Here is a 14,867-nt window from a genome sequence, read left to right as displayed (position 1 = left end):
CTCTCAAACTTGCTCCTTACGAAAGTATGAGCCTAAATTATATAAAATGAAAAAAGTTGTATTAGCTTATAGTGGAGGATTGGATACCTCGTATTGTTTGAAATATTTAAAAAACGAAAAAGGATACGAAGTTCACACCGTACTTGTAGATACAGGAGGATTTAGTGCAGAAGAATTAGATGCAGTAGAAAAAAGAGCTTACGAATTAGGAAGTGCACAACACGCCAACCTAACAATCGTAGATAAATATTATGATAAAGCAATAAAATATTTGATTTTCGGAAATGTATTAAAAAACAATACCTATCCATTATCAGTGAGTGCAGAGCGTGTTTTTCAGGCTATTGAAGCTATAAAATATGCCAAAAAAGTAGGAGCAACCGCAATCGCACATGGAAGTACGGGTGCTGGAAATGACCAAATTCGTTTCGATTTGATTTTTCAAACCATTGCTCCGGAAATTGAAATCATTACTCCAATTAGAGATTTAAAATTGTCAAGACAAGAAGAAGTGGATTATTTGTCTAAAAACGGTGTTCATTATTCTTGGGAAAAAGCACAATATTCTATCAATAAAGGACTTTGGGGAACTAGTGTTGGAGGAAAAGAAACGCTAACTTCTGGACAACCTTTGCCAAGTGATGCATATCCTTCACAATTGCAAAAAGAAGGCGAAGAAAAAGTAAGATTGCATTTTGAAAAAGGAGAATTAGTTGGATTAAACGGACAATTTGATAAACCTTCAAACAATATTGTAGCGTTAGAAAAATTAGCTAATGCTTTTGCAATTGGTCGTGACATTCACGTAGGTGATACCATTATCGGAATAAAAGGAAGAGTTGGTTTTGAAGCTGCTGCGCCTTTAATTATTATTAAAGCACACCATTTATTAGAGAAACATACACTTGGAAAATGGCAGCAATACTGGAAAGAACAATTAGGAAACTGGTACGGAATGTTGTTTCACGAAGGTCAGTTTTTGGATCCAGTGATGCGTAATATTGAAACATTTTTGCAGGATACACAAGCAACTGTAAATGGAGTTGTAACGGTTTCATTAAAACCTTATCATTTTTCGCTTGACGGAATAGAATCGGATAATGATTTAATGAACACAGGTTTTGGTCAGTATGGAGAAATGAACAATGCTTGGACGTCTGACGATGCAAAAGGATTTATTAAGATTTTAGGAAATGCACAAAATATATTTTCATCTGTAAATCATTTAGATCATGATTAATGTCGGAATAATTGGTGGTTCGGGCTACACGGCCGGAGAACTTATCAGAATATTAATGTATCATCCCAATGTAAACATCGATTTTGTTTACAGTACGACCAATTCGGGTAAACCGCTTTCTGTGGCACACCACGACTTGATGGGTGATATCGAAATGAATTTTACTGACACTATTAATCCTGATGTAAATGTGGTTTTCTTGTGTTTAGGTCACGGAAAATCGATTTCTTTTTTACAGGAAAATAAATTCGGAAGTCATACCAAAATCATTGATTTAGGAAATGATTTTAGATTAACTAAAGACTCCAATTTTGAAGGAAAACAATTCGTTTACGGTTTACCAGAATTGAATAAATCCGATATTAAAAAGGCAAATTATATAGCGAATCCAGGTTGTTTTGCAACTGCGATTCAGTTAGCATTATTGCCTTTGGCGAAAGATAATCTTTTAAAAAATGACGTTCATATTAATGCCACAACTGGAAGTACCGGTGCTGGCGTAAGTCTTTCTGAAACTTCTCATTTTAGTTGGAGAAACAATAATATGTCGCATTATAAAGCTTTTGAACACCAACATTTGGGCGAAATCAATCAAAGTGTGAATCAATTGCAAGCGGATTATTCCAATGAGTTAATTTTTGTTCCGAATAGAGGCGATTTTACTCGTGGAATTTTTGCGACTTTGTACACAGATTCAGATGAAAGTCTAGATAATTTGGTAGCTAAATACCAAGATTTCTATAAAAACGAACCTTTTGTAACCGTTACAACGACCAACATCAATATGAAACAAGTCGTTCAAACCAACAAATGTATCATCAGTTTATTGAAAAAAGGAAACCGGATTTTAATCACTTCAATTATTGACAACTTAACCAAAGGTGCTTCAGGACAAGCGATTCAAAACATGAATTTAATGTTCGGATTAGAAGAAACCACAGGTTTACATTTGAAACCAAGCGGATTTTAGGAATAGTAAAATGTTTAGAAGTTAGATGTTAAACGTCTGTACTTAAACTTCTAACTTTTTACATATAACATTTAACTTAGAAAAAATGAATTTATTCAACGTTTACCCACTTTACGACATAACGCCTGTAAAAGCAGTAGATTGCACGATTACAGACATCAACGGAGTGGAATATTTAGACTTATATAGCGGACACGGCGTGATTTCGATTGGCCATACGCAACCAGATTATGTAGCCAAATTGAAAAACCAATTGGAACATTTAGGATTTTATTCGAATGCTATTCAGAATCCTTTGCAGGTAGAATTGGCTCAAAAATTAGGAAAACTTTCTGGATTAGAAGATTACGAATTGTTTTTGTGCAGTTCAGGTGCTGAAGCGAATGAAAATGCTTTGAAATTGGCTTCTTTCCATAACGGAAAATCGAGAATTGTAGCTTTTGATAATTCTTTCCACGGAAGGACTTCAGCAGCCGTTGCCGTTACAGACAACAAGAAAATTGTTGCGCCAATTAATGCACAGCAAGTAGTTACTTTTTTGCCTTTAAACCAAATCGAATTAGTAGAAACAGAACTAGCAAAAGGAGATGTTTCTGCTGTAATTATCGAAGGAATTCAGGGTGTTGGAGGTTTAGACGAAGGAACAACGGAATTTTTTCAGGCTTTAGAAAAAGCATGTAAAAAGCATGACGTGGTTTTGATTTTGGATGAAGTACAATCAGGATACGGAAGAAGCGGGAAATTCTTCGCTTTTCAACATCACGGAATCAATGCTGATATTATTTCAGTTGCGAAAGGAATGGGGAACGGTTTTCCGGTTGGAGCAATTTTAATTTCGCCAAAATTTGAAGCAAGTTTCGGATTATTAGGAACTACTTTCGGTGGAAGTCATTTGTCTTGTGCAGCAGGAATTGCAGTTCTGGATGTAATCGAAAAACTGGATTTGCAGAAAAATGTAAACGAAGTTTCGGCTTATTTCTCAGAACAAATCAAACAAGTTCCTGGAATCAAACAAGTAAAAGGAAAAGGTTTAATGCTTGGAGTTGAATTTGATTTTGATGTTGCAGCTTTAAGAAAAAAACTAATTATCGAAAAACACATTTTCACAGGAAGTGCGAATAATAAAAATTTGCTTAGAATTTTACCTCCATTAACAGTGAAAAAATCTGATATTGATACTTTTATTGTTGCTTTGAAAGAGAGCTTAGAAGAGCTTAAAAATTAAGATTTATGAAAACAAGGTTGTTTATCAGTACTTTAATTCTTTGGATAATAAATGTATTAGTTTACTATTTATTTAATTATCCAGAGCGTTTTACTTTGACTGATATTCTAACGCAACATGTTGAATGGAGGGAGCTTATATTGATTTACGGCGTATTACTTTTAGTAGCTGTTTTTTTTAGCATGGTATTTTATAAGAAAATAAGTTTTTTGCTAAAATTAATTCGTTCAATGATCTTTATTAATGTTTTGTGTACGATTTTGATGGTATCTTATGGTTTATACAGATTTAGTATTAATAAGCAAGATTTGAATAAATCTATTTTATCTTTTCAAAATGAAGCAAGAGAAGATATTAAAAAAGATAAAATAAAAGAATTTGGTGGCGGTCTAGCTTTACCTCCGCAAGATGAAATTGAATATAAAAAGTTTTTAATACGTGATTCTATAAGAAAGAATTATGGTTTGATTAGTGTAAGTTATTGTATGATTTCTGAAAGTCTAGACATTTCTAAAAAAGAATACAGAAAAATAACTGAACCATATCTTGAAAAAAGAAACGGAAAAAACTGGAGAGAAAGAATGAAACGAGAAATTGAAAGCATAAAATAAACAACCAAAAAACCAACCAACTATAAATTATGAATCCATTATCAATTGAAAAACGAAATCTGGTTTTGCGCGCTATGGCAAAACTGGTTGAGCAGGAGCGGAGTCAGATTATTGAAATTAATAAGCAAGATTTAGCAGCTTACAATGGTTCTGATTTAGCGATGGAAGAACGCCTGAAAGTAGATGATAAAAAGGTTGACGCGATGATTTTGTCATTAAACCAACTAGCTTCACAAGAAGATCCTGTTGGAGTAGAGCGTTTTCATTTTGTTCATGATAATGGAATAAAAGTTATTAATAAAACGGCAGCATTCGGAACGATATTGATTATTTACGAATCTCGCCCGGATGTTACGATTGAAGCTGGTGGAATTGCTTTTAAATCCGGAAATAAAATTTTATTAAAAGGAGGAAAAGAATCTTTACAATCAAATTTGAAAATTGTCGATTTATGGCATCAGGCTTTAGAAGAAAACGGAGTTTCGAAAGATTGGGTGGAGTATCTGAATTATAATCGAATTGAAACGCAAGCTTTTTTAGAAAAACCAACCCAAAAAGTAGATTTAATCGTACCAAGAGGCGGAGAAAAACTAATTGAATTTGTCAAACAACACGCCACTTGTCCGGTAATTGTTAGTGGTCGCGGAAATAATTTCGTGTACGTTCATAAAGATGCTGATACTGATCTAGCTTTGAAAGTTATTTTGAATGCCAAAACATCAAAAATTTCGGCTTGTAATGCTGTAGATAAAGTCTTAATAGATTCTAAATTGCCTAATTTTGAAGGTTTCGCAGCTATTTTAATCGAAACTTTGGTCGAATCTAATGTAGAAGTTATAGTTGATAAATCTTTGGAGAATTTCGAAAACACCGAAACACTTCAAAACGAAGATATCTGGTACGAAGAGTTTTTAGATTATAAAATTGTAATTGGAACGATTGATTCTGAAGAACATGCAATCGAAAAAATAAACAAATATTGCGGCGGACATTCGGCTTCGATTATCACAAAAGATAATAAAATTGCACAGGAATTTATGGAAGCGGTTGATGCTGCGGCTGTTTACCAAAATGCGTCAACCCGTTTTACAGACGGAGGACAATTTGGTTTAGGCGGAGAATTAGCTATAAGCACCGACAAATTACACCAAAGAGGACCAATTGGATTACAGCATTTGGTGACCAATAAATGGTACGTTTACGGAGAAGGGCAGGTTAGGTGATTTTAGATTTTAGTCCCGATAGCTATCGGGATTAGATTGATGATTAACGATTTTTGATTTCTGATTATTGGAATTTGGAATTTAAAAGTTGGAATTTATTTAAAGATAAAGCTTTGCGTCCCGATAGCTATCGGGATTGCGTTTGTAAACACAAAGAATATAAAAAAAAACGTTGCGCCCTTTACGGTATAAAGAAACTTAGTGTCTTCGAGTCTTCATGGCAAAACCAAAACAAAATGAGTAAAAAAAGGATTTTATTAAAAATAGGAAGTAATACCTTAACCAAGGAAACCAATCATATTTCGCGGGGAAAAATTGAAGATTTAGGAATGCAGATTGCCGCTTTAAATAAAGAGTACGAATTTGTAATCGTAAGTTCTGGAGCAATTGCAGCCGCAAAACAATTTGTAAAACTCGAAAGTAAAGGCAAAGAAATAGCTTTAAAGCAAGCTTTGGCTTCGATTGGTCAGCCACATTTAATGCGGATTTTCCATGAGAATTTCAGTGATTTAGGATTATTGACTTCGCAATGTTTATTGTCGTATTCGGATTTTGAAAAAGAACAATCGAAAGTGAATATTGTCAATACGATAAACGTTTTGGTAGAGAACAATTATATTCCGATTATTAATGAAAATGATACTGTTGCCACGGATGAGATTCAGTTTGGAGATAACGATAAGTTGGCAGCATTGGCGGCCGTTTTATTAAATGTTGATATTTTAATCATTGCGACAAACACCAACGGAATTTACACCAAAGCTTCTATCAACAATGAAATTCCAGAAACGATAGCTTTGGTAAATGATTTGAAACTTTTAGAAAAAGAAATCGGAGAGTCAAAATCATCACACGGAACAGGAGGAATGCAGTCAAAAATAGAAGCGGCAGCAATTGCAAAAGCAGCCAATATCGAAACCTGGATTATCAACGGCTTAGGAGATAATTTTATTTTGAAAGCTTTGCAAAACGAAATTGCGTTCACAAAGATCGTTTAATTTTGACGCGGATGAGACGGATTCGCTATCGCGAAGACGCGGATAAAAACGAATTTTTATTTGTATATGAGTTTATTATATAAAGATTTGACAGATATCATTATAAAGACTTTTTATGAAGTTTATAATGAATTAGGACATGGATTTCTAGAAAGAGTTTACCAGAATTCAATGTATTTTGAGCTAAAAAATAAAGGTTATAAAGTCGAAGCTCAAAAGAAAATTAAAGTTTATTATAAAGGAATGGAAGTTGGAGATTATTATGCCGATTTGATTGTGGAAGATTTAATAATTTTGGAATTAAAAGCGGCAACTTGTATAGTTGAAGAATTCGAAAATCAAATTTTGAATTATTTAAAAGGAACAGATTGTGAAGTTGGTTTACTTTTAAACTTTGGAACAAAACCAGAATTTAAACGGAAAATTTTTGAAAATAGCAGAAAAATAAGAAAATAGAAAGAAAGAAAAAAATCAGTTTTTATCCGCGTCTTCGCGATAGCGAATCAGTTTTATCCGCGTCTAAAAAACACAATACAAAAAAGAATGAATTATATTTCAATACAAGATATCAACTCATTATCAAAATGGGTAAAAAGTGCGTTAAAAATCAAGAAGAACCCACTTAAAAATCAAGACTTAGGAAAGAATAAAACCTTAGGGATGTTATTCTTCAATCCAAGTTTAAGAACGCGTTTGAGTACTCAAAAAGCGGCTTTAAACTTAGGGATGAATGTGATGGTAATGAATTTTACCAACGAAGGATGGACGTTAGAGTTCGAAGACGGAGCTGTAATGAACTCTGGTGCTTCAGAGCATATTAAGGAAGCAGCAGAAGTGGTTTCACAATATTGTGATATCATCGCAATCCGTGCTTTTGCAGGTTTGGAAAACAAAGAAAAAGATTATGCTGAAACAGTAATTTCAGGCTTTTTGAAACACGCAACCGTTCCAATCGTAAATATGGAAAGTGCAGTTCGTCATCCGTTACAATCTTTGGCAGATGCGATTACGATGGAAGAGCACAAAACGAAACACAGACCAAAAGTGGTTCTTTCGTGGGCGCCACATCCAAAAGCTTTGCCTCAGGCTGTTGCCAATTCTTTCGTAGAAATGATGCAAATGCAGAAAAACATGGATTTTGTAATCACACACCCTGAAGGTTATGAATTGAGTCCGGAAATTACTAAAGATTCACAAATTGAATACGACCAAAACAAAGCGTTTGAAAATGCCGATTTTGTTTACGTAAAAAACTGGAGTAACTTTAACGATTACGGAAAAGTAACCAATTCAGATTCAAATTGGACGGTTACAGCCGAAAAAATGGCATTAACCAATAAAGGAAAATTCATGCACTGCTTGCCAGTTCGTCGTAATGTAATTGTCAGTGACGAAGTGATTGATAGTGAAAATTCAATTGTAATTGAGCAGGCAAATAACAGAACGTACTCGGCACAATTGGTGTTGCAAAAGATTTTGAAGAAATTGTAACTAAAGTAACTAAGGTTCTAAGACTCTAAGTTTCTAAGAAATTAGAAAAAAAACTTAGCAACTTAGCAACTTAGTAGCTTAACAACTTAAAGAAAATGAATGTACAAGTAATAAAAATTGGCGGAAATATAATCGATAATCCAGTAGAATTAGAAAAGTTTTTAACCGATTTTTCTAAAATCGAAGGAAACAAATTTCTTGTTCACGGTGGAGGAAAATCAGCTACAAAAATGGCAGAAAGTATTGGTTTGGTTCCACAAATGATAGAAGGCCGCCGAATTACCGATGCTGCAATGCTTGACGTTGTGGTGATGATTTATGCAGGTCAAATAAATAAAGAGATTGTTGCAAAATTGCAGTCAAAAGACAACAATGCAATTGGTTTTTCGGGAGCTGACGGGAATTTGATTCAGTCAACAAAACGAAATCACCCCACAATCGATTATGGTTTTGTAGGCGATGTTAAGCAAGTCAATACAACTTTATTAAAAACCTTGTTAGAAAACGGAATTGTTCCTGTTTTTTGCGCCATTACTCACGATAAAAACGGTCAGTTATTGAACACCAATGCCGATACGATTGCGAGTGAATTAGCGATTGCCTTATCAGAAGTATTTGATGTTACGCTAACGTATTGCTTCGAAAAACAAGGCGTCTTGCAAGATTCAGAAGACGATTCTTCAGTAATTACAGAAATAAATGAAGTTTTATACAAAGAGTTAAAAGAACAAAAAGTGATTCATTCTGGCATGATTCCAAAACTGGATAATTGTTTTAATAGTTTGTCAAGAGGTGTTCAAAAGATTAAAATTGCGCACCATAGCATGCTGCAAAATCCAGATATTTCGCATACAACCATTACGTTGTAAAAGAGTATAGCCACAGATTAAAGGATTAAAAAGATTAAAAAATCTGTGAAAATTCTTTTAATCTGTGGCAAAAAAAACAAAATTGCCCAAGTCTTTTAAATATTATTTTAAGAAATTTGCGCAAATTAAACTTTACACAAAGTTCCCATAAGTAGAAAAGTAAACTTTGTGACTTAGCGCCTTCGTGGCAGAGAACCAAACAAAATGAAAAACATAGAAACGCTTACCCAAGAGGCCATTACATTGTTAAAAAATCTGATTGAAACACCTTCATTTTCAAGCGAAGAAGATCAAACAGCACTTCTGATCGAAAATTGGTTCAATCAAAACGAAATTCCTTTCAAAAGAGAAAATAATAATGTTTGGGCGTTCAATAAATATTTTGACCAAAGCAAACCAACACTTTTACTGAATTCGCACCACGACACCGTAAAACCTAATCAGGCGTACACCAATGATCCATTTAAAGCCATCGAAAAAGACGGTAAGCTATTCGGTTTAGGGAGTAATGATGCGGGAGGATGTTTGGTTTCGTTACTGGCTACTTTTGTTCACTTTTATGAGAATCAAAACTTATCTCATAATATTGTAATTGTGGCTTCCGCCGAAGAAGAAAGCAGCGGAAAAAACGGTTTAAACAGTGTTTTAAAACATTTACCGGAACTGGATTGCGCGATTGTTGGAGAACCAACTCTAATGCAATTGGCTGTGGCAGAAAAAGGTTTGTTGGTTCTGGATGTAAAAGTAAAAGGAACCGCGAGTCACGCTGCGCATCAAAACGATGATAATTCAATTTACAAATCAATTCCGGTAATGGAATGGTTTAAAAACTATAAATTCGATAAAATTTCTGAGGTTTTAGGTCCTGTAAAAATGACCGTAACGCAAATCAGTGCAGGAAAACAGCATAATGTGGTGCCATCAGAAACCGATTTGGTAATTGACATTCGTGTAAACGATTGTTACACAAATACAGAAATTCTGGAAACTGTAAAAGCCAATGTAAATGCCGAAGTTGCGCCAAGATCAATGCACTTAAATGCTTCGTCAATCCCTATTGCACACGGTTTGGTACAAGCCGGAATTGCTTTAGGAAGAACAACTTATGGTTCGCCAACGCTATCTGATCAATCGGTTTTAAGCTGTCAATCGTTAAAATTAGGACCAGGCGAAACCCTGCGGTCACACTCGGCAGATGAATTTATTTACATCAACGAAATCGAAGAAGGAGTAGATTTGTATATAAAAATACTAACCGATTTCTTTAAATTATAAGAAAAGAAAAACCGCCACGAATTCACGAATTTATATTTTCAAAGAATATAAAAAATAATTTGTGAATTGCTTCGCCAGTTCGCTTGCGCTCGAGTCGTGTCAATAAAAAATATAAGCTATGAAACTTTGGGAAAAAGGAATTGCAACAGACAAACAAATCGAACATTTTACGGTTGGAAACGATCGTGAATTGGATTTGGTTTTGGCAAAATACGATGCTTTAGGTTCAATCGCTCACGCAAAAATGTTGGGACAAATTGGGTTGTTAACTCAGAAAGAAACAACTTCTTTGGTTGACGCGCTGAACGAAATTATTGCTGACATTGTGATAGGAAATTTCGAAATCGAAGACAGTTTTGAAGATGTTCATTCGAAAATTGAATATTTACTGACCGTAAAACTCGGCGATGCCGGAAAAAAAATCCACACAGCGCGTTCTCGTAATGACCAGGTTTTAGTAGATGTTCATTTGTATCTTAAAGACGAATTAAAAGCGTTAAAAGAACAGGTAAAAACATTGTTTGACTTGTTAATGGAATCGGCAGAAAAGCATCAAAATGTGTTATTGCCAGGATATACGCATTTGCAAATCGCCATGCCATCATCATTCGGAATGTGGTTTTCTGCTTACGCCGAAAGTTTGATTGACGATGTAACGATGTTAAACGCAGCTTCTAAAATTGTAGACCAAAATCCGTTGGGTTCTGCAGCAGGTTACGGAAGTTCATTCCCGATTAATAGAACATTTACAACGCAGGAATTAGGTTTCGAAACCTTAAAATTCAATGCTGTAGCAGCACAAATGAGTCGTGGGAAAGCAGAAAAAACCGTAGCTTTTGCCATGAGTGGTGTTGCGGCTACCTTGTCGAAATTCGCAATGGACGTTTGTTTGTATATGAGTCAGAACTTTGATTTTATCAGTTTGCCGGCGCATCTTACAACAGGTTCGAGCATTATGCCCCATAAAAAAAACCCTGATGTTTTCGAATTAATTCGCGGAAAATGCAATAAGATTCAGGCACTTCCTTACGAAATCACTTTAATTACAAATAATCTCCCAAGCGGTTATCACAGAGATTTACAATTATTAAAAGAAGGTTTGTTTCCAGCGCTTCAAAACCTGAAAGCCTGTCTGGACATTGCGATTTTCTCTGTAAAAGATATTACGGTAAAAGAGAATATTTTAAAAGATAAAAAATACGATTACCTGTTTACGGTTGACACTTTAAACGAAATGGTTGTGGCTGGAATGCCATTTAGAGACGCTTACAAAGCCGTTGCAGAACAATTGGAAGCTGGAACGTACCAATCTCCAAAAGAAACCAAACACACGCATGAAGGAAGTATCAATAATTTGTGTCTGGATGCGATAAAAGATAAAATGAAAGCTGCTTTTTAAAGATTTTATATTTTACAGAAAAGCCGATTTGAACTTTCAAATCGGCTTTTTTTATAAACTTTTTAGCTTTTTCATAAAGACAGGAAAGACTTCGTTTAATTCATCAAAAAGAGGATTATTGCGATGCTTTAATTTCATTTCGCTAAACAATTTCAATCCAATTACAAACTGAGTGGCTTCATTGGTATCTTCAAAAATGTTTTTGTCTTTTATTCTTTCTATGATACCAAAAATTTCATCATGATTGCTAAATTCTATTCCGAGTTCTTTTGCAGGAGCAGTTTCGCCATTTGCATATTCTTTTAGACTTAAAGTCAGGTAGTATTTATTTGATTTTTTTTCCATAAAATTTTATTTAAATTATTTCAACCATTTTTCAACGATGGTTTTAAAGGTTTCTTTATATTGTTCGCCAACCGTTATTTCGGTTTTGTTAATAAAAATGGAGTTTTTGCTAATCGAATTTATTTTATCTAATGGAACAATAAAAGAACGATTGATTCTCATAAATTTTGATGATGGCAATTTTTCTTCTAACGCTTTAAGCGAGATAAGCGACATTACAGATTTTTGATTGTCTTCAAGATGAACTTTTACATAATCTTTTAGACTTTCGACGTATAAAATATCTTTTAGGGAAATGCGAACCCATTGATACTCGACTTTCAAAAAGATAAATTCATCATCTAAAGTAAAAGATTGAGGTTGATTAGAAGATTCTTCAGATATATGTAAAACCTTATTTGCTGCACGCAGAAACTCTTCGTAACTAAAAGGTTTCAAAAGATAATCGACTGCATTTACCCGATAACCTTCAATTGCATAATGATTATATGCGGTTGTAAAAATAATTTTTGGTAGAGGCCCAGGTTGTTCATTAAGCAATCTTGCCAATTCCATGCCTGTTAGATTGGGCATGTTGATATCCAGAAAAACCACATCGGGTTGCTGTTCACGTATTAAGCCCATTGCTTCTACGGCATTGTCACAGCTGCATGATAATTGTAAAAAAGGGGTCTGTGCAATAAAGGTTTCTACCAATTTTAATGCAAGAGGTTCATCATCTACGGCTATACATTTTAATACGGTCATTGTTCTAAAGTTATTTTCAGATTTACGATGTAATTTCCATTTGGAGCAATCCCCGAAGTCATAATGTGTTTATTCGGGTAAATCAAATGCAATCTGCGTTTGGTATTCGTTAGTCCAATTCCTCCTTCGTTTGGAGTTGTATTGGTTTTTTCGAAAAAAGTATTTTCAACCTCAAATTCAAGATTGGTTTCCTCTTGTCTCAGTTTAATATGTATTTCACTTTTATCGGTAGCATTTACGCCATGTTTAAAAGCATTTTCTACTAAAGGTAATAACAACATCGGAACAATTGGATAATCGTTTAATTTTTCTGGAATATCTGTTGTAATGGTCAGTTTGCTGTTGGCACGAAGTTTCATCAAAGCGATAAAATCCTTCATGAATTCAACTTCTTTCAAAACAGTTGTTCGCTCGCCTTCGGTACTGTAAAGCAGATAGCGCATCATCCGGCTTAAAGTATGCAGTGCTCCACGGGAATCCTCGATATTAGTATAGGTAAGCGAATAAATACTATTTAGCGAATTGAAGAAAAAGTGCGGGTTAATTTGTGCCTTCAGCATGGCTAATTCCGCCATTGTCTTATCCTGTTCTAGTTTTTGTTTGTGTTGTGCTGCTTTTTGCCAATGATGCAACATAGCCCAACTCGTACTAATGCCTAATACCAATAAAGTTAACATTAAAACATAATTGTCAAAATAAGGATTTCTATATTTTTTAAATCCGAGTACTAATCTGACTTTGGTATGAAGATCGGTTTGCGACGTATAAAAATAGGCTATAAGCTGCATCGCAAAAATCGTGAGAAAAGCCCAAAATAAAAAAGGAGAAAGTTCATCTTTTATAATGGTCTTTGGCACTATGATTTTAGCATTAGAATAAAAAATAATAATTAGTAATACTAATACAATAATCTGCCATAACCAAAAGACAGATGGCAAAATTACATTCCAGGTTATCGGAATATAAAACAACATTATAAATCCTAATAATAACCAGGCAAGGATGTGTAATCCTGTGAACATGTATGGTTTAAAGAAATTTGTTGTCATTATAAGTATTAATTTTTGACAATATTACATTATATTTGAATAGGTTTTAAAATCAATCGCCCAAAATGGAATCACATCCCCTGAAAACCATTTGAGAGTCGATAAAAAAGTTTTAGAATCCCTATTCTCAAATCCTACTACTCAATCGGCTGTAAACGTAGCTTTGTCGATTCTTTTACACGTTACGTCTATCGCATCTTTTTGGTAAGCTACATTTTAGTTCTTTTGCACACTTATAATTAGATAATCTCACATTTGATCTTATGAATAAACAATCCTTTTTAAGTATTCTGGCTGCATCACTACTCATCGCATCGTGCGGTAAAAATGATAAATCGGCTCAGGCCGGAGGTGCACCACCCGTAAAAGAGTATAAAACACTGACTTTAGAGCTAAAGTCGGCGACTTTAAATACCGATTTTCCAGCCAGTATTCAGGGACAGGAAAATATAGAAATCCGACCGAGGGTAGAAGGTTATATTGATAAAATTTTTGTTGACGAAGGTGCCGTTGTAAAAGTAGGACAGCCTCTTTTTAAAATTAGTGCGCCAGAATATGAGCAGCAAGTTCGTACAGCAGCTGCCAGCATAAAAAGCGCTCAGGCTGCTGTAAGCTCGGCAAAATTAGCTGTTAACAAAGTAAAACCATTGGTCGAAAAAGAAATTATTAGCAAATACGATTTAGAATCGGCGCAATATTCTTATGAATCGGCTTTGGCTACGTTAGCGCAGGCAAATGCAGCTTTGGTGAATGCTAAAACTAATTTAGGTTATACTACCGTTACAAGTCCTGTGAATGGAGTTGTGGGGTCGATTCCGTTTCGATTAGGAAGTTTAGTAAGTTCTAACACAGCAGAACCTTTAACTACGGTTTCAAGTATCGGAAATGTCTATGCTTATTTTGCTGTTAACGAAAAGATGCTTTTAAATTTTCAAAGCACTGGTTCGGCAGGTACTTTAGCTCAGAAAATCAAGCAAATTCCAGCAGTTTCTTTATTGTTATCGGATGGTTCTGAGTATCCTGAAAAAGGGCGTATCGAAACCGTAAACGGATTGATTAATACCGAAACAGGATCGGTAAATATTAGGGCTCGTTTTCCTAATCCAAGAGGAATTATCAGAAGCGGAAGCAGTACCACTGTTCGAATTCCAAATGCGGTAAAAGACGCTATTATAGTTCCTCAAAGCGCAACATTCGAACTTCAGGATAAGATTTTTGCGGTTACTGTTGGAAAAGACGGTAAGACAAAAAATGTGAGTATCACTAAAATGGAAAGTACCGCAGGAAATTATTACGTTGTCACGGAAGGTTTAAAAGCAGGCGACCAAATTGTATTAGAAGGAGTAGCTTCTTTAAAAGACGGAAGCGAAATTAAAACTCAGAATCAGAGCCAGGAAACCGTTTATGCTGACTTAAAATAAGAAA

The 14,867-nt window shown here is 34.6% G+C and carries 15 protein-coding genes; 12 read left to right on the top strand and 3 right to left on the bottom strand.

The genetic code is table 11. From position 1 onward, the window contains the following. Nucleotides 1–46: 46 nt before the first annotated feature. The 11 genes from GON26_RS07630 to argH all read left to right on the top strand — a co-directional run bounded on the left by GON26_RS07630 (nucleotide 47) and on the right by argH (nucleotide 11,301). Nucleotides 47–1,240, top strand: a complete 1,194-nt coding sequence (locus GON26_RS07630) for an argininosuccinate synthase (RefSeq protein ID WP_160374212.1) — start codon at nucleotides 47–49, stop codon at nucleotides 1,238–1,240. Continuing rightward, nucleotides 1,233–2,210, top strand: a complete 978-nt coding sequence (gene argC / locus GON26_RS07625) for an N-acetyl-gamma-glutamyl-phosphate reductase (RefSeq protein ID WP_160374210.1) — start codon at nucleotides 1,233–1,235, stop codon at nucleotides 2,208–2,210. The genes GON26_RS07630 and argC overlap by 8 nt, the downstream gene beginning before the upstream one ends. A gap of 85 nt (nucleotides 2,211–2,295) precedes the next feature. Then, nucleotides 2,296–3,435, top strand: coding sequence for an aspartate aminotransferase family protein (locus tag GON26_RS07620; RefSeq protein WP_160374208.1), 1,140 nt, complete (start codon nucleotides 2,296–2,298; stop codon nucleotides 3,433–3,435). Between the two features lie 5 nt (nucleotides 3,436–3,440). After that, complete coding sequence (locus tag GON26_RS07615) at nucleotides 3,441–4,046, top strand: FEKKY domain-containing protein (RefSeq protein ID WP_160374206.1); 606 nt, start codon at nucleotides 3,441–3,443, stop codon at nucleotides 4,044–4,046. Between the two features lie 29 nt (nucleotides 4,047–4,075). Then, the gene (locus GON26_RS07610) at nucleotides 4,076–5,269 is read left to right on the top strand and encodes a glutamate-5-semialdehyde dehydrogenase (protein ID WP_160374205.1); all 1,194 of its coding nucleotides are present in this window, start codon (nucleotides 4,076–4,078) and stop codon (nucleotides 5,267–5,269) included. A 236-nt stretch (nucleotides 5,270–5,505) separates the two neighbouring features. Then, a complete protein-coding gene (proB, locus tag GON26_RS07605) occupies nucleotides 5,506–6,267 on the top strand; it encodes a glutamate 5-kinase (protein ID WP_160374203.1) in 762 nt (253 codons plus the stop codon). A gap of 66 nt (nucleotides 6,268–6,333) precedes the next feature. Next, a complete protein-coding gene (locus GON26_RS07600; protein ID WP_160374201.1) occupies nucleotides 6,334–6,723 on the top strand; it encodes a GxxExxY protein in 390 nt (129 codons plus the stop codon). Nucleotides 6,724–6,810: 87 nt separating this feature from the next. Then, nucleotides 6,811–7,758, top strand: coding sequence for an N-acetylornithine carbamoyltransferase (locus GON26_RS07595; protein ID WP_160374199.1), 948 nt, complete (start codon nucleotides 6,811–6,813; stop codon nucleotides 7,756–7,758). 95 nt (nucleotides 7,759–7,853) lie between these two features. Then, nucleotides 7,854–8,627, top strand: coding sequence for an acetylglutamate kinase (argB, locus tag GON26_RS07590; protein WP_160374196.1), 774 nt, complete (start codon nucleotides 7,854–7,856; stop codon nucleotides 8,625–8,627). A gap of 204 nt (nucleotides 8,628–8,831) precedes the next feature. Then, nucleotides 8,832–9,902: a M20 family metallo-hydrolase gene (locus GON26_RS07585; protein WP_160374194.1), complete on the top strand. Its 1,071-nt coding sequence runs from the start codon at nucleotides 8,832–8,834 to the stop codon at nucleotides 9,900–9,902. 118 nt (nucleotides 9,903–10,020) lie between these two features. Then, nucleotides 10,021–11,301 (top strand): argininosuccinate lyase, encoded by a 1,281-nt coding sequence (argH, locus tag GON26_RS07580; protein WP_160374192.1) that lies wholly within the window; start codon nucleotides 10,021–10,023, stop codon nucleotides 11,299–11,301. 51 nt (nucleotides 11,302–11,352) lie between these two features. Here argH and GON26_RS07575 read toward each other — a convergent pair whose 3' ends face one another. The 3 genes from GON26_RS07575 to GON26_RS07565 are packed head-to-tail and all read right to left on the bottom strand — an operon-like array spanning nucleotide 11,353 to nucleotide 13,442. Continuing rightward, nucleotides 11,353–11,646: a DUF3861 domain-containing protein gene (locus GON26_RS07575; protein WP_160374190.1), complete on the bottom strand. Its 294-nt coding sequence runs from the start codon at nucleotides 11,644–11,646 to the stop codon at nucleotides 11,353–11,355. A gap of 15 nt (nucleotides 11,647–11,661) precedes the next feature. After that, nucleotides 11,662–12,393 carry a LytR/AlgR family response regulator transcription factor gene (locus GON26_RS07570; RefSeq protein ID WP_160374187.1) on the bottom strand — a complete coding sequence of 244 codons (732 nt, stop codon included), beginning with the start codon at nucleotides 12,391–12,393 and terminating at the stop codon, nucleotides 11,662–11,664. Then, nucleotides 12,390–13,442: a sensor histidine kinase gene (locus GON26_RS07565; RefSeq protein WP_160374185.1), complete on the bottom strand. Its 1,053-nt coding sequence runs from the start codon at nucleotides 13,440–13,442 to the stop codon at nucleotides 12,390–12,392. Before GON26_RS07565 ends, GON26_RS07570 begins: the two co-directional genes overlap by 4 nt. Before the next feature lie 263 nt (nucleotides 13,443–13,705). On the opposite strand from GON26_RS07565, the gene GON26_RS07560 reads away from it, so the two are divergent. Beyond that, entirely contained in the window at nucleotides 13,706–14,863 is a 1,158-nt protein-coding gene (locus tag GON26_RS07560; RefSeq protein ID WP_160374183.1) for an efflux RND transporter periplasmic adaptor subunit, read from the top strand. Nucleotides 14,864–14,867 lie beyond the last annotated feature (4 nt).

This window comes from Flavobacterium hydrocarbonoxydans (assembly GCF_009789235.1).
Lineage (GTDB): Bacteria > Bacteroidota > Bacteroidia > Flavobacteriales > Flavobacteriaceae > Flavobacterium > Flavobacterium hydrocarbonoxydans.
Note: the sequence above shows the minus strand (reverse complement) of the source record. Positions and strands in the feature narration are given on the sequence as shown.

Bases quoted from the DNA above. Each gene is read 5' to 3' on its own strand.
- GON26_RS07630 (WP_160374212.1), top strand. From the start codon at position 47: ATGAAAAAAGTTGTATTAGCTTATAGTGGAGGATTGGATACCTCGTAT.
- argC (WP_160374210.1), top strand. From the start codon at position 1,233: ATGATTAATGTCGGAATAATTGGTGGTTCGGGCTACACGGCCGGAGAA.
- GON26_RS07620 (WP_160374208.1), top strand. From the start codon at position 2,296: ATGAATTTATTCAACGTTTACCCACTTTACGACATAACGCCTGTAAAA.
- GON26_RS07615 (WP_160374206.1), top strand. From the start codon at position 3,441: ATGAAAACAAGGTTGTTTATCAGTACTTTAATTCTTTGGATAATAAAT.
- GON26_RS07610 (WP_160374205.1), top strand. From the start codon at position 4,076: ATGAATCCATTATCAATTGAAAAACGAAATCTGGTTTTGCGCGCTATG.
- proB (WP_160374203.1), top strand. From the start codon at position 5,506: ATGAGTAAAAAAAGGATTTTATTAAAAATAGGAAGTAATACCTTAACC.
- GON26_RS07600 (WP_160374201.1), top strand. From the start codon at position 6,334: ATGAGTTTATTATATAAAGATTTGACAGATATCATTATAAAGACTTTT.
- GON26_RS07595 (WP_160374199.1), top strand. From the start codon at position 6,811: ATGAATTATATTTCAATACAAGATATCAACTCATTATCAAAATGGGTA.
- argB (WP_160374196.1), top strand. From the start codon at position 7,854: ATGAATGTACAAGTAATAAAAATTGGCGGAAATATAATCGATAATCCA.
- GON26_RS07585 (WP_160374194.1), top strand. From the start codon at position 8,832: ATGAAAAACATAGAAACGCTTACCCAAGAGGCCATTACATTGTTAAAA.
- argH (WP_160374192.1), top strand. From the start codon at position 10,021: ATGAAACTTTGGGAAAAAGGAATTGCAACAGACAAACAAATCGAACAT.
- GON26_RS07575 (WP_160374190.1), bottom strand. From the start codon at position 11,646: ATGGAAAAAAAATCAAATAAATACTACCTGACTTTAAGTCTAAAAGAA.
- GON26_RS07570 (WP_160374187.1), bottom strand. From the start codon at position 12,393: ATGACCGTATTAAAATGTATAGCCGTAGATGATGAACCTCTTGCATTA.
- GON26_RS07565 (WP_160374185.1), bottom strand. From the start codon at position 13,442: ATGACAACAAATTTCTTTAAACCATACATGTTCACAGGATTACACATC.
- GON26_RS07560 (WP_160374183.1), top strand. From the start codon at position 13,706: ATGAATAAACAATCCTTTTTAAGTATTCTGGCTGCATCACTACTCATC.